This window comes from Amycolatopsis sp. cg5 (assembly GCF_041346955.1).
In the GTDB taxonomy this organism is placed as follows: Bacteria; Actinomycetota; Actinomycetes; order Mycobacteriales; family Pseudonocardiaceae; genus Amycolatopsis.
This window is the reverse complement of the sequence record NZ_CP166849.1, coordinates 6,116,184-6,128,774: the sequence shown is the minus strand read 5'-3', so window position 1 is coordinate 6,128,774 and position 12,591 is coordinate 6,116,184. Positions and strand designations below refer to the sequence as shown.

Genomic DNA, 12,591 nt, shown 5'->3' with positions numbered 1-12,591 from the left:
GACTGCGCGCATGAGACTTCGGGTACTCGGCCTGGCGTGCGCACTCGTCGCCGGCCTGTTCACCACCGGAACCGCGTCGGCCGCGGCGAGCTTCCCCCGGATGGACGCGGCCACCGTGGACGGTTTCAAGATGACCGCCGGGCAGACCTTCGAGAACTACGGCGCCCGCCTCGCGCAGCTGGAGCGCAACGCCCAGCTGAAGCCGCGCGGCCTGTCCGAGATCCTGCAGACGGCCAACCGCAAGGCCAGGCCGCTGTGCCATGGCACGTATATGGCGTCCGCGCTGAAGCCCGCCGGTTTCTGCTGGGAAGACGCCAACGACGACAAGACCAACGACTGGATCCCGCAGGGCCTCACCGGTTCCGGCGACGCGTCGCCGACCGGAAAGGTGGACGGCAAGCGCGTCGTCGCCGCGTCGTGGCACACCCCCGGCGACACCATGGTCCGGCTGTCCTTCGCGGACGCGACGGCGTTGACCTACCGCCACGTCCTGCTGGTCGAGCCGACGTCGAACACGGACTTCGCCGTCGTCACCGGGCACGGGCACGGCATGACCTGGGTGGACAACCGGCTCTACGTGGCCACCGCCGGCGGCGTGATCCGGGTGTTCGACACCAGCCACTTCTGGAAGGTCGACGACAGCCTGGGCACCGTCGGCCTCGGCTCCGACGGCAAGTACCACGCCGCGTTCTACGACTACGCGCTCCCGCAGATCGGCGCGTTCTGGTACCCCGGCGGCGGCTGCGCCACGGCCGTCGGCGACCGCCCGTGCATCTCGACGCTGTCCTTCGACGCGTCGTCGAGCTCCTTCGTCACCGCCGAACACGCGGCCAAGGAAGGCGGCCGCGTGCTGCGCTGGCCGTTCGACCGCGCCGCGGCCCGCCTGAAGACCGGCCCCGACGGACTGGCGCACGCTTCGGAAGGGTTCCTCTCACCGGTCTGGGGCGTGCAGGGCGCCGTCGCGCGCAACGGGTACTTCGTGTTCACCGGCGTCTGCCCCGAGTACGCGGCCGACCCGACCCACGATCACCCGTCCTGCCTGCACGGGGGAGTGGGCGGCGTGTCGACGTCCAGGCTGACCGGCCAGGCGCCGGTGAACAGCCAGAACCTGTCGTACTGGCCGTCGACCGGCGAGCTGTGGCTGATCAACGAACAACTCCGCGAACGGGTCACCGTGCACGTGCCGTGGACCACGTTGACCGGCAGGCCGTAACAAGCCGCCTCTCAGCTGCGACTTGCAGAAAACCGGAATTTCAAAGGAGAAAAGCCGGAAGCGAGGAGCGGATCTGTGAGCGTCGCACACCCGAAGGACGGCCGTCCGCGCAACCGGCGCGCCACGCTTCGCCGCAACACCGTCATAGATCCACTGGAACGCACGTGCGCCTGCCCGGCCTGCGCGCTGGCTGGCGGGCCACTCGCGGCCTACTGGCTCCGCAAATGCCAGGCGTTCGCCGGAAGTAAGCGCTTGCTCGCGGACAGCGGGCCGTTGTGCCTGCGGGTCGCCGGACTGCTCGCCCGTGACTGCGACTGCGCGGGCTGCGCCGAGCTCGGACCGGAAACTTCCCGGTACTACCGGCTGATCATCGCGATCGACCGGCGCTTGGCGGCCTTCGACGGCCGCGTCTACGACGGCGACGAGTGCCCCAACGCGGTAGACACGCTGCAAAGCCTCGCGATGGTCGAGAAGATCCTGACCGAGACCAGGGTCGTGGACGAGGTCGTGGCGAACGTCCTGCTGCTCCTCGGCGAGGACTCATGACCCCGTAACGAGCGAAAGCCCCGCCTGGTCGGTGACCGGGCGGGGCTTTCGCTGATGGAACTTCTTAGTCGAGATAGTCGCGCAGCACCTGCGAACGCGACGGGTGACGCAGCTTGGACATCGTCTTCGACTCGATCTGCCGGATGCGCTCACGGGTGACCCCGTACACCTGGCCGATCTCGTCGAGCGTGCGCGGCTGGCCGTCGGTGAGGCCGAAGCGCAGCCGGACCACGCCCGCCTCACGCTCGGACAGCGTCTGCAGCACCGACTGGAGCTGGTCCTGCAGCAGCGTGAACGACACCGCGTCGACCGCGACGACCGCCTCGGAGTCCTCGATGAAGTCACCGAGCTGCGAGTCGCCCTCGTCGCCGATCGTCTGGTCGAGCGAGATCGGCTCACGGGCGTACTGCTGGATCTCCAGGACCTTCTCCGGGGAGATGTCCATTTCCTTGGCGAGCTCTTCGGGCGTCGGCTCGCGGCCGAGGTCCTGCAGGAGCTCACGCTGGATGCGGCCGAGCTTGTTGATGACCTCGACCATGTGCACCGGGATACGGATGGTGCGGGCCTGGTCGGCCATCGCGCGGGTGATCGCCTGACGGATCCACCAGGTGGCGTACGTGGAGAACTTGTAGCCCTTGGTGTAGTCGAACTTCTCCACCGCGCGGATCAGGCCGAGGTTGCCCTCCTGGATCAGGTCCAGGAACGCCATGCCGCGGCCGGTGTAGCGCTTGGCCAGCGAGACCACGAGCCGGAGGTTCGCCTCGAGCAGGTGGTTCTTGGCACGCTCACCGTCACGCACGATCCACTTGAGATCGCGGCGCATCTGGGTGGCGAGCTTCTCGCCCTCCTCCTCGGCGTTGCGCACGCGCTCGGCGGCGTAGAGCCCGGCCTCGATGCGCTTGGCGAGCTCCACCTCCTCCTCGGCGTTGAGCAGCGCGACCTTGCCGATCTGCTTCAGGTACGCGCGGACCGAGTCGGCCGAGGCGGTGAGCTCGGCGTCCTTGCGCGCCTGGCGCAGGGCCTCCGACTCCTCCTCGTCCCAGACGAAGTCGGGGTTGTCGCCCGCCTTGACGTCCTTCTGAGCCGTGGAGGTGGCCGCCGTGCGCTTGCCACGGGCGGCCGGTTCGGCCTCTTCCTCGCCGTCGTCGTCGGAGTCGGCCTCTTCGGGCTCGTCGTTCACCGACTCGTCGATGACGTCGACCTCGACCTCCTCCAGATCCGACAGATCCGGGGACTCGAGGTCGGCTTCGTCGAGCTCGCCGGGACCGTCGGGATCGCCCTTGGCGTCGTCCTTGCCGGTCTTCTTGGCGGGAGCCTTCTTGGCAGGTGCCTTCTTCGCGCCCGCGGCGGGTTTGCGCGCCGCAGGCTTGGCCTCGGTGGCCTCCTCAGCGGATTCGCCGGCGGCGCTCGTTGTCTTCGTACCGCTTCGGGTTGCGGTTCTTGCGGCTGCCACTTACGCCCTTTCGCAGCGGTCGATCATGACGAGCAAAAGCCTGACGGCCTCAGCTGCCTCAAATTCGGGGAACACGCCCTGGGCCTGCGGTTTTCTCTCCCGCAGCCGTGGGCCGTGTTCCATTGTAACGACGATGCGCCGATGCGTCGCGAAGCGATCACCTCAGGCGCGCCGCGGATCAGTGTTCGATGCCCTCCGCGGCGGCCGCCGCCGCGCCCACGATGCCCGCGTTGTTCTGCAGCGACGCCGCGATGACCTTGGTGCGGATGTCCAGCAGCGGCACCCATTTCTCGGCCTTCTTGCTGACCCCGCCGCCGACGATGAACAGATCGGGCGAGATCAGGTTCTCCAGCACGGACAGGTAGCGCTCGACGCGTTTCGCCCACTGCGGGTACGAGAGGCCCTCGTTGTCCTTGACCGACGCGGCCGCTTTCTTCTCCGCATCGTGACCGTCGACCTCGAGATGGCCGAACTCGGTGTTCGGCACGAGCTTGCCGTCGTGGAAGACGGCGCTGCCGATGCCGGTGCCGAAGGTCAGCAGCGCGACCACGCCGTGGCGGGTCACCGGGTCGCCGAACCTGATCTCCGCGATGCCGGCCGCGTCGGCGTCGTTGATCATCGCGACGTCCTCGACGCCGCGGCCGAGCCGCTTCGCGAACAGCGCGTCGGCGTCGGTGCCGACCCACTTCTTGTCGATGTTCGCGGCGGTCAGCGCGATGCCCTTCTTGACGACCGACGGCAGCGTGACGCCGACGGGACCGTCCCAGCCGAAGTGGCCGACCACTTCGGCGACGACGTCCGCGACGGCCTCCGGGGTCGACGGCTTGGGCGTGTCGATGCGGAGGCGGTCCCCGATCAGCGCGCCCTTCTCCAAGTCGACCAGGGCGCCCTTGATCCCGCTGCCGCCGATGTCGATGCCGAAACCCCGGGTAGCGGTCACGGATGTGGTCCCTTCTCGCACGATTCAGAAGCTTGCCTCGGAGACTTTAACCGGATGTGGTGACATGTCCGTCGTGGGAGTTGACGAGCGTGCTTTGAAAGATATCGCCGAACTGGTCGCGGGTGACGCCGCTGAGCTGGTTCTCAGTGCTTGGAAGGGGATCCAGCAGGGCAGATCGGTCGAGGTCGGCACCAAATCGGCCGACACCGACGTGGTGACGGCGGTCGACCACGAGTCCGAGCGCTTCGTCCGCGCCAGGCTCGCGGAACTGCGGCCGTCGGACGCGGTGCTCGGCGAGGAGGCGGGCGGCACGGCGGGGGAAGGGGTCACCTGGGTCATCGACCCGATCGACGGCACGGTCAACTTCCTCTACGGCCTCCCGTGGTTCGCGGTCTCGCTCGCGGCGCAGGTCGACGGCGTGTCGGTGGCGGGCGCGGTGGTCGAGCCGGTCAGCGGACGGCGCTGGACGGCCGCCCGCGGCCACGGCTCGTACCTCGACGGACGCCGGCTCGCCGTCACCGGCCCATCCCGGCTCGACCTGACACTGCTGGGCACCGGCTTCGCGTACCGGCAGGAGCGCCGGGTCCGGCAGGCGCGGTTCGCGGCCGACATGCTCGGCCGGGTGCGCGACATCCGGCGCCCCGGCGCGGCCTCGCTGGAACTGTGCTCGGTCGCGGCAGGCTGGACCGACGCCTACATCGAGCACGGCCTCGGCCGGTGGGACTGGGCCGCGGGCGCGCTGGTCGCCTCGGAGGCGGGCGCCTTCGTCAGCCTGCCGGGCGACGACGTCGCGCTGGGTGCTGACGCCACCTACGCGGCGGCGCCGTCGATCGCGCCCGCCCTGCGCGACGCCATGGTCGAAGCGGGCGCCGGGTCGGTCTGACCCGGCGCCGCCAGTAGCCCGAAAGCCACTTCCGTCAGGTCTTACCTGCCGAAAGTGGCTTTCGGGCTATCGGACTTGCCTGGCACGTCCCGAAAGCCGCATTGGGGACCTGGGACGGACCGAAAGACGCATTCGGGACGTGGCAGGACCCGAACGACGCATTGGGGACCTGGGAGGTGCCGAAAGACGCATTGGGGACATGGGACGTCCCCAATGCGGCTTTCGGGATGTAGGCGGCGTCGGGGCAGAGGGGTGCCCCGGAAGTGACTTTGGGGTCTGGGTCAGCAGGTGACGTCGCGGGCCGAGGCCAGGAGGGTCTGGTCGATGTTGGGGGTGGACGCGCCGGCGGACTGCTCGCCGCCTCCGCCGCCCTGGTGCTCGGCCGACCAGGCCTTGAGCTGCTCGATGATCTTGCTCGCCTCGGCCTTGGGCTGGACGTCGCCGAACTTGGTGCCGATCGCGAGGTCGACCGAGGCGTCGGCACGGTTGTCCTTGATCAGCTCGGCGCAGGGCGCGATCAGGCTGACCGTGCGGGCGGCGGTGACGCCGTTCTCGCCGAAGCGGATCTGGCCCTTGCACTTGGCGGGGGTCTTCTCCGGGTAGGCCGCGTCGTTCGTGGTCTCGGTGATGCCGGTGAAGCCGAGTTCGCGCAGGGTGGTGTCGGTGATCTTGCCCTGGCCGCGCACGCCGCTGGCGTTGAGCACGCGGAGGCTGATCTTGTCCGGCGGGATGGGGGAGCGGTCGTCGAGCGCCGCGTGCCCGAGCGGTGTGTAGGTGACACCTTCCGCCGCGATGGGTGCGGGTGTGCACTTGATCGCTTCGTCGATGTCGGCCTTGCTCAGCATCGCGTTCACCCAGACGACCATCGCGCCCACGAAGAGCACGCCGATCACGATGAGGGCGGGCAGCGGCCGCCGCTTGCGATATGGCCGAGTCCCACGGTCCCCGAAGCCGTTCCCCGACGTCACCTGCCCCGTCCCTTCCCGAACGCCGACGTCCCGCTTGACAATCGTCGCTGCTGATCAGCCTAGGCGTTCCGGCTTTCACTCGGCAGCGTGGGTCGGCGAAGATTCCACACCTGTCTCCCTGTACTCGGATCGCACCACGTCGCGGTGGCCCGGGGCAAGCGATCGGGCCGCCGGAGTGAGCTTCCGAACCTCCGGGCAACCCGAACGGGGGAAGCCGCGTCGACCTGCGAAGTCACCCGGCCGGGTGACGGACTTGATGATCAATACCGGGGCGTTGCGAGCCGCGGAACCGGGTGAGCTACCCTCTGCGAGCTTCGGTCGCAGAACGAGCTGCACAGTGCATCTGAAAATAGAGACTTCGCTCACTGTTCTCACCGGGCACAAACAGGGGCCCTGGAACGTTGACCAGCGGCACGGGCTTAAGAGAGACCTCTCTCCCAGGCCCGGACCCAGACATCGAAGCTGATCGCAGGGGTGAGGGACAATGGCTACCGACTACGACGCTCCGCGCCGCAGCGAGGCCGACGAGCTGGCCGAAGACTCGTTGGAGGAGCTGAAGGCTCGTCGTAACGAGAATCAGTCCGGCGTCGTCGACGTCGACGAGGACGCGAGCGCTGAGAACTTCGAACTTCCCGGTGCGGACCTTTCCGGGATCTCCGGTGAGGACATGACCGTCAAGGTCGTGCCCAAGCAGGCTGACGAGTTCACCTGCTCCGTGTGTTTCCTGGTCCACCACCGCAGCCGCCTGGCCGAAGAGGCCAACGGACGGCTGATCTGTCGCGACTGCGCGTGAGCCCGAGCCTTACCGGGCTGATCGAGGGACCACCACAGGAGCTTCAGGGGTTGTTTTGGCAGACGGGGCGGGCACCACGCGGTGCCCGCCCCGTCTTTTTTTCACGCCTGACGCAGCAGCTCGGCCACCCGCTCGGGTTTGCGGGTGCTGAACAGCCAGTAAGGCGTCGGGTCGTCGGGGTCGGTCAGGCGCACGCGCACGGCGGGCCCCACCCAGCCGCGGTGCGCGACGAAGGCGGCCGGGTCGGCGTCGCGGCCCAGCGCGGCGCGCTTGTGGTCGCGGTCGAAGATCTCGGCCTCGCCGAGGAACTCGAGCGGGATGTGCGCGTCGCCGACCAGCAGCTCGGTGTCGGTGATCCGCACTTTGGCACGGCCCAGCGTCAGGATGATGGCCACCACCAGCGCCTCGACGACGACGTACGGCAGCCAGCCGCGCAGCCCCGGATAGCCGAGGTCGATGGTCGCCGCCATCAGCGCGCCGCCGATCAGCGGCAGCGGCCAGTTCCACCAGGGCACGTACAGCCGTTCCGAATACCTGATCGTGCCTTGAACGGCCGCGCTCACACTCTTCGCCACAGGCTCAGGGTAATCTCGCCCGTCGTGTCCAGCGTTCAGGTACTGCTCTCCCGCGTCGATCCCGACGTGCCACTGCCCGCTTACGCGCGTCCGGGTGACGCCGGCGCCGATCTGGTGACGACGTCCGACGTCGTGCTGGACCCCGGCGAACGCGTGGTGGTCGGCACCGGCATCGCCATCGCGCTGCCCGACGGCTACGCGGGCTTCGTGCACCCGCGCTCCGGCCTCGCCGCCCGCGCCGGGCTCTCGGTGGTCAACACGCCGGGCACCATCGACTCCGGCTACCGCGGCGAGATCCGGGTCTGCCTGATCAACCACGACCCGCGCGAGCCGCTCAAGCTCACCCGAGGCGACCGCATCGCGCAGCTGGTGATCCAGCGCGTCGAGCACGCCGTGTTCACCGAGGTGGCCGAGCTCGAAGCGACCGAACGCGGCGCGGGTGGTTACGGATCCACCGGCGGGCACGCCACACTGTCCGCAGCCAGTACTGGGGAAGGAACGGAGAACAACTAGTGGGGATTTTCGGACGCAAGCGGCGGACTGAGGAAAAGTCCACCGGCAGGCACGCCGCGCCCGAGGTCGACGAGACGGCGGACGTCGACGACGAGGTCGACGAGATCGCCGCCGAGCTCTCCAACGCGCCCGACGGGCCGTTCGACATCGCCGACGCCCGCGAAGACGAAGTGCCGCGCATCGACCTCGGCTCGGTGAAGGTGCCCGTGCCGGACGGTTCACAGGTGCAGGTCGAGATGGACCCGCAGGCGGGCGGCGTGCGCGCGGTGCACGTGGTCACCGAGCACGGCCAGGTCACCGTCAGCGCGTACGCCGCGCCGAAGTCGGGCGGGCTGTGGCGTGAGGTCAGCAACGAGCTGACCGAGCAGCTGCGCGCGGACGGCGCGAAGGTCAACATCGGCGTCGGCGAGTGGGGGATGGAGATCTCGGCCATCGTCGGCGACGTGGCGCTGCGCTTCGTCGGTGTCGACGGGCCGCGCTGGATGCTGCGCGGCGTGATCGCCGGGCCGCAGTCGCTCGCCCCGATGGCGCCCGGCGTGCTGCGCGAGATCGTGAAGGGGACCATCGTCGACCGCGGCGACGCGCCGATGCCGGTGCGCACCCCGCTGACGATCACGCTGCCCGACGCGGTCGCCGAGCACATCGCGGCCCAGCAGGCCCAGCAGTAGGAACCACGCGACCAGGGGTCGTGAGTGGTACGGCCGGTTAGAACCGGTCATACCGCTCACGACCCCTGATCGTTAGGGTCGGGGAATGCCGGATTTCGCTGAGCTGCTGGTCTTCCTGGGTACCGCGGCGATCTTCGCGGTCACGCCGGGGCCGGGGATCCTGTACGTGCTGGCGCGGAGTCTGCGCGGCGGGCGCGGCGAGGGGATCCGGTCGGTCATCGGGAACGGGATCGGCGCGTCCGTGCACGTGGTCGCCGCGGCGCTGGGACTCTCCGCGCTGCTCGCGACGTCGGCCGTCGCGTTCGCGGTCGTCAAATACGCGGGCGCGGCGTACTTGGTCTTCCTGGGGCTCCAGGCGATTTTTCACCGCGACGACGACGGCGGCGAACACGGCGCCGCCCGTCAGTGGGCGCGGTCGCCGTTGATCCAGGGCATTTTCACCGAGTTGCTGAATCCGAAGACAGCGTTGTACTTCATGGCGTTGTTGCCGCATTTCGTGCATCCGGAGCGCGCGCCGGCGCCGCTGGTGTTCATCGTGCTCGGCCTGATCGCGCTGGCGCTCGCCATGCTCGCGGACCTGACGGTCGCGATCTTCGCGGGGAAACTTTCGTCGCGGTTGCTGGGCGACGCGCGCTGGCGGGTGCGCCAGCGCGTCGCGAGCGGCGCGACGATGATCGGTTTAGGCGGGTTCGTCGCCTTGGCGGACTGACCGCAGCAAAGCCAGCACGGTCGCCCTGCCGAGTGACTCCCGATCCTCGCCGAGCGCTGTGAGCGTCGTCTCGACGACGGCCGCGCGGGGTAGCGCGCCCGCCCAGCCGTACGCGACTTTCGTAGGGTGTATCGGATCGTCGACGCACGTGGCGATGCCCGCCGGAACGTCCACAGTGGCCAGATCGGCGAGTGTCGGCGCGGGGTAGTCCGCCGCGGCGCGCAGGCCGTCGGCGAGTGAGTCGCCGTGGCCGCGCCAAGCGCGCGAGAGCTCGTCGGCGAGCCACCGCGGGACGCCGTCGACGGAGGTGGCCAAGGCGGGTTCGAGGCCGTTCGCGGCCACCAGATCGGCGGAGAGCTTCGCGGCCAGCGACGCGGGTGCGGATCCCGGTTCGCCGTTCCAAGCCGGTAGCGCGACCAGCAGGCCTGCGCAGTGGCGCTTCTGACGCACGGCCCACGCGGCGGCGACGTGCGCGCCGAACGAGACGCCGCCGACCAGTATCGGCCCGTCCGACTCGGCCGCGATCGCGTCGAGCGCCGCGAGGCTGCCGCCGACGAGATCGGCGCCGCGTGGCGGAGCGGGCGCGATCAGCCGCACACCGACGGCGGCGAGCGGTCCGGCGAAGACTTCGCGGACGAACGTTTCATCCGAGCCGGTGCCGGGTAGCAGCGCCGCGACTGATGTAGGCATAGCGGAGGTCACGTTGCGATCTTGGCGCAAACGCGTTTCGCTGACGTGAACCACGGCTACGCTGGTTGAGCACGGGCCGGTCTGTCGGGGGCCCCTGGAGCACAGGAGTTGCACATATGCCCGCCAAGGAAGGCGGCTACTTCAGCCGGCTGAAGCGGAAGCTGACGAGCGACGTCGAGGAGCTCGACGCCGACGACCTTTCGGAAAAATCCGAGGTCGAGGGCGCGCAGCGCGCTTGTGACTGCAAGCAGGGGCAAGAGGTGACCGTGCTCGGCCGGTTGCGCAGCGTCGAGCTGTGCCCGAGCGACGAAGCCGCGACACTCGAGGCCGAGCTGTTCGACGGAACACAGGGCGTGACGCTAATCTGGCTCGGCCGTCGCCGGATCCCCGGCATCGAGCCGGGTCGGACCATCAAGGTGCGTGGCCGGATGGCCGTGCGCGACGGCCAGAAGGTGCTCTACAACCCGTATTACGAGCTCCAAACAGCCCAGTGAGTTGACTAAGTAGCGTGAGCGAGAACTCCACCGAAGAAGAGACCAAGCCGCCGACGCTGCTCGAGCAGATGGGCGGCGTGTCCGGCCTCATCTACTCCTCGGTGCCGGTGGTCGTGTTCGTGCTGGCCAACGCCATCTTCGGGCTCATGCCCGGCATCTGGTGCGCGGTCGGCAGCGCGGTCGCCATCACCGTGTTGCGCATCGTGCGCAAGGAGCCGCTGCAGCCCGCGATCTCGGGCTTCTTCGGGGTGGCGATCGCCGCCTTCATCGCCTACCGGACCGGCTCGGCCAAGGGTTTCTTCCTGTTCGGCATCTGGGCGAGCCTGGTCTACTGCGGGATCTTCGTCTTCTCCATCGTGATCCGCTGGCCGCTGGCCGGGGTCATCTGGAACCTGCTCAACGGCACCGGCCACGCCTGGCGCAAGGACAAGCCGTCCCGCTTCGGCTACGACGTCGCGACGCTCGCGATGGCCGCCGTCTTCGCCGCGCGCTTCGTGGTGCAGCGCTGGCTGTACAACGAGGACTACACCGGCTGGCTCGCCTTCGCGAAGCTCGCGATGGGCTACCCGCTCTACATCCTCGGCCTGCTCGTCGTGGTCTGGGCGGTCCGCCGTTCCGAAAAGCGCCTCAAGGCCCTCGAAGAGGAAAAGCCCGCCGAGCCGACGGACGCCGAGGTCGAGGCCCAGCTCCGCGAAAAGTACGCCCAGGCCCCCGAGTAGCCCGAAAGCCACTCTCGCCAGGTCTTAAAGCCCGAAAGCCACTTTCGTCAGATCGCATCTGACGAAAGTGGCTTTCGGGCTTTTTTCAGTAGCCCAGGGCGGTGCGGATCTCGGGTTCGACGTCCGAGGTCGCCACGAACAGGAGCTCGTCGCCCGGCTCCAGCGGGTCTTCCGGCTGGGGGACGATCACGCGGTCCCCGCGCAGGATGGTCACCAGCGCGCAGTCGCGCGGCAGGTTCAGCTCGCTCACCGGCTTGCCTGCCAGCGGGGTCTCCTCGGGCAGCGTCAGCTCGACCAGGTTGGCCTGGCTCTGGCGGAACGTCATCAGCCGGACCAGGTCTCCGACGCTGACGGCCTCTTCGACCATCGCCGCGAGCATGCGCGGGGTCGAGACGGCGACGTCGACGCCCCACGCGTCGTTGAACAGCCACTCGTTCGCCGGGTTGTTCACCCGCGCGACGACGCGCTTCACCGCGAACTCCGTCTTGGCGAGCAGGGAGACGACCAGGTTGACCTTGTCGTCGCCGGTCGCCGCGATGACGACGTCGCACAGCTGGATGCCGGACTCTTCGAGTGTGGACACCTCGCAGGCGTCGCCGAGCACCCAGTCGGCCTCTTCGACGATCTGCGGCTCGAACTGGTCGACCTCACGCTCGATCAGCATCACCTGGTGACGGCCGTCGATGAGCTCGGTGGCGATCGAGCGGCCAACGGCCCCCGCGCCCGCGATCGCGACGCGCATCAGTTCTCCTCTTCCGGTGCCCGCTGGGCGACGCTGGTGACATCACTGACGGTGCCGGACTTGGCGGCCACGTAGACCGTGTCGCCCTCCTGCAGCACGCTCTTCGAGTCGGGGAGCACCGCGGTGCCGACCCGCATGATGAACGCGACCCGCGCGCCCGACTCCTGCTCCAGGTTCCGCACGCTGTGGCCGAACCAGCCCTCGTTCAGCGGGAGCTGCATGATCGCCACGTTGCCGGACGGGTCGCGCCACGCGGCGGCGACGCCGTCGGGCAGCAGCGTCCGCAGGAAGCGGTCGGTCGTCCACGGCACGGTCGCGACCGTCGGGATGCCGAGCCGTTCGTACACGGCGGCCCGCTTGTGGTCGTAGATCCGCGCGACGACGTGCTCGACGCCGAAGGTCTCCCTGGCCACCCTGGCCGAGATGATGTTCGAGTTGTCACCGCTGGACACGGCCGCGAAGGCCCCCGCGCGCTCGATGCCCGCTTCGATCAGCACGCCGCGGTCGAAGCCGACCCCGGTGATCTGCTGGCCGTGGAAGTCGCTGCCGAGACGCCGGAAGGCCTGCTGGCTCTTGTCGATCACGGCCACCTCGTGGCCGAGCCGTTCCAGCGCCGCGGCCAGGGACGCGCCGACCCGGCCGCACCCCATGATCACCACGTGCACGCCACGTCCTCCTCCTGAAA

The 12,591-nt window shown here is 69.0% G+C and carries 16 protein-coding genes; 9 read left to right on the top strand and 7 right to left on the bottom strand.

Annotation, left to right across the window (positions count from 1 at the left end; translation table 11 throughout):
• The first annotated feature begins 10 nt into the window (after window positions 1–10).
• Entirely contained in the window at window positions 11–1,213 is a 1,203-nt protein-coding gene (locus AB5J62_RS27235) for a hypothetical protein (RefSeq protein WP_370942767.1), read from the top strand.
• A gap of 75 nt (window positions 1,214–1,288) precedes the next feature.
• Complete coding sequence (locus tag AB5J62_RS27230; RefSeq protein ID WP_370942766.1) at window positions 1,289–1,759, top strand: hypothetical protein; 471 nt, start codon at window positions 1,289–1,291, stop codon at window positions 1,757–1,759.
• 64 nt (window positions 1,760–1,823) lie between these two features.
• On the opposite strand, the gene AB5J62_RS27225 is transcribed toward AB5J62_RS27230, so the two are convergent.
• Together AB5J62_RS27225 and ppgK are read right to left on the bottom strand one after the other, a co-directional pair.
• Window positions 1,824–3,212 carry an RNA polymerase sigma factor gene (locus tag AB5J62_RS27225; RefSeq protein WP_370942765.1) on the bottom strand — a complete coding sequence of 463 codons (1,389 nt, stop codon included), beginning with the start codon at window positions 3,210–3,212 and terminating at the stop codon, window positions 1,824–1,826.
• A gap of 178 nt (window positions 3,213–3,390) precedes the next feature.
• Window positions 3,391–4,152 (bottom strand): polyphosphate--glucose phosphotransferase, encoded by a 762-nt coding sequence (ppgK, locus tag AB5J62_RS27220; protein WP_370942764.1) that lies wholly within the window; start codon window positions 4,150–4,152, stop codon window positions 3,391–3,393.
• A gap of 64 nt (window positions 4,153–4,216) precedes the next feature.
• Between ppgK and AB5J62_RS27215 the strand changes: the two genes are divergently transcribed.
• Window positions 4,217–5,035: an inositol monophosphatase gene (locus AB5J62_RS27215; RefSeq protein ID WP_370942763.1), complete on the top strand. Its 819-nt coding sequence runs from the start codon at window positions 4,217–4,219 to the stop codon at window positions 5,033–5,035.
• Between the two features lie 281 nt (window positions 5,036–5,316).
• Here AB5J62_RS27215 and cei read toward each other — a convergent pair whose 3' ends face one another.
• Entirely contained in the window at window positions 5,317–6,003 is a 687-nt protein-coding gene (gene cei / locus AB5J62_RS27210) for an envelope integrity protein Cei (protein WP_370942762.1), read from the bottom strand.
• A gap of 484 nt (window positions 6,004–6,487) precedes the next feature.
• On the opposite strand from cei, the gene AB5J62_RS27205 reads away from it, so the two are divergent.
• Complete coding sequence (locus tag AB5J62_RS27205) at window positions 6,488–6,796, top strand: DUF4193 domain-containing protein (RefSeq protein ID WP_091292250.1); 309 nt, start codon at window positions 6,488–6,490, stop codon at window positions 6,794–6,796.
• Between the two features lie 101 nt (window positions 6,797–6,897).
• Here the strand turns inward: AB5J62_RS27205 and AB5J62_RS27200 are convergent, their stop codons facing one another.
• The gene (locus AB5J62_RS27200) at window positions 6,898–7,371 is read right to left on the bottom strand and encodes a DUF3093 domain-containing protein (RefSeq protein ID WP_370942761.1); all 474 of its coding nucleotides are present in this window, start codon (window positions 7,369–7,371) and stop codon (window positions 6,898–6,900) included.
• Between the two features lie 24 nt (window positions 7,372–7,395).
• On the opposite strand from AB5J62_RS27200, the gene dut reads away from it, so the two are divergent.
• The 3 genes from dut (at window position 7,396) to AB5J62_RS27185 (ending at window position 9,261) form a co-directional block, all read left to right on the top strand.
• Window positions 7,396–7,884 carry a dUTP diphosphatase gene (dut, locus tag AB5J62_RS27195; RefSeq protein ID WP_370942760.1) on the top strand — a complete coding sequence of 163 codons (489 nt, stop codon included), beginning with the start codon at window positions 7,396–7,398 and terminating at the stop codon, window positions 7,882–7,884.
• On the top strand, window positions 7,884–8,552 hold the full coding sequence (locus AB5J62_RS27190) for a DUF3710 domain-containing protein (RefSeq protein WP_370942759.1): 669 nt from the start codon (window positions 7,884–7,886) through the stop codon (window positions 8,550–8,552). The genes dut and AB5J62_RS27190 overlap by 1 nt, the downstream gene beginning before the upstream one ends.
• Window positions 8,553–8,637: 85 nt before the next feature.
• Window positions 8,638–9,261, top strand: coding sequence for a LysE family translocator (locus tag AB5J62_RS27185; RefSeq protein ID WP_370942758.1), 624 nt, complete (start codon window positions 8,638–8,640; stop codon window positions 9,259–9,261).
• Here AB5J62_RS27185 and AB5J62_RS27180 read toward each other — a convergent pair.
• A complete protein-coding gene (locus AB5J62_RS27180) occupies window positions 9,232–9,951 on the bottom strand; it encodes an alpha/beta fold hydrolase (RefSeq protein WP_370942757.1) in 720 nt (239 codons plus the stop codon). The genes AB5J62_RS27185 and AB5J62_RS27180 overlap by 30 nt on opposite strands.
• Before the next feature lie 116 nt (window positions 9,952–10,067).
• Here AB5J62_RS27180 and AB5J62_RS27175 point away from each other — a divergent pair, with 116 nt between their 5' ends.
• Window positions 10,068–10,445 (top strand): OB-fold nucleic acid binding domain-containing protein, encoded by a 378-nt coding sequence (locus AB5J62_RS27175; RefSeq protein ID WP_370942756.1) that lies wholly within the window; start codon window positions 10,068–10,070, stop codon window positions 10,443–10,445.
• Between the two features lie 68 nt (window positions 10,446–10,513).
• A complete protein-coding gene (locus AB5J62_RS27170) occupies window positions 10,514–11,164 on the top strand; it encodes a DUF3159 domain-containing protein (RefSeq protein WP_370950354.1) in 651 nt (216 codons plus the stop codon).
• 85 nt (window positions 11,165–11,249) lie between these two features.
• Here the strand turns inward: AB5J62_RS27170 and AB5J62_RS27165 are convergent, their stop codons facing one another.
• Both AB5J62_RS27165 and AB5J62_RS27160 read right to left on the bottom strand, forming a co-directional pair.
• Entirely contained in the window at window positions 11,250–11,906 is a 657-nt protein-coding gene (locus tag AB5J62_RS27165) for a TrkA family potassium uptake protein (protein WP_370942755.1), read from the bottom strand.
• Window positions 11,906–12,571 carry a TrkA family potassium uptake protein gene (locus AB5J62_RS27160; RefSeq protein ID WP_370942754.1) on the bottom strand — a complete coding sequence of 222 codons (666 nt, stop codon included), beginning with the start codon at window positions 12,569–12,571 and terminating at the stop codon, window positions 11,906–11,908. The genes AB5J62_RS27165 and AB5J62_RS27160 overlap by 1 nt, the downstream gene beginning before the upstream one ends.
• Window positions 12,572–12,591 lie beyond the last annotated feature (20 nt).

Excerpts from the sequence above, each read along its gene's own strand:
- AB5J62_RS27185 (WP_370942758.1), top strand. The coding sequence starts at position 8,638 with ATGCCGGATTTCGCTGAGCTGCTGGTCTTCCTGGGTACCGCGGCGATC.
- AB5J62_RS27215 (WP_370942763.1), top strand. The coding sequence starts at position 4,217 with ATGTCCGTCGTGGGAGTTGACGAGCGTGCTTTGAAAGATATCGCCGAA.
- AB5J62_RS27205 (WP_091292250.1), top strand. The coding sequence starts at position 6,488 with ATGGCTACCGACTACGACGCTCCGCGCCGCAGCGAGGCCGACGAGCTG.
- AB5J62_RS27180 (WP_370942757.1), bottom strand. The coding sequence starts at position 9,951 with ATGCCTACATCAGTCGCGGCGCTGCTACCCGGCACCGGCTCGGATGAA.
- AB5J62_RS27165 (WP_370942755.1), bottom strand. The coding sequence starts at position 11,906 with ATGCGCGTCGCGATCGCGGGCGCGGGGGCCGTTGGCCGCTCGATCGCC.
- AB5J62_RS27235 (WP_370942767.1), top strand. The coding sequence starts at position 11 with ATGAGACTTCGGGTACTCGGCCTGGCGTGCGCACTCGTCGCCGGCCTG.
- AB5J62_RS27170 (WP_370950354.1), top strand. The coding sequence starts at position 10,514 with ATGGGCGGCGTGTCCGGCCTCATCTACTCCTCGGTGCCGGTGGTCGTG.
- AB5J62_RS27175 (WP_370942756.1), top strand. The coding sequence starts at position 10,068 with ATGCCCGCCAAGGAAGGCGGCTACTTCAGCCGGCTGAAGCGGAAGCTG.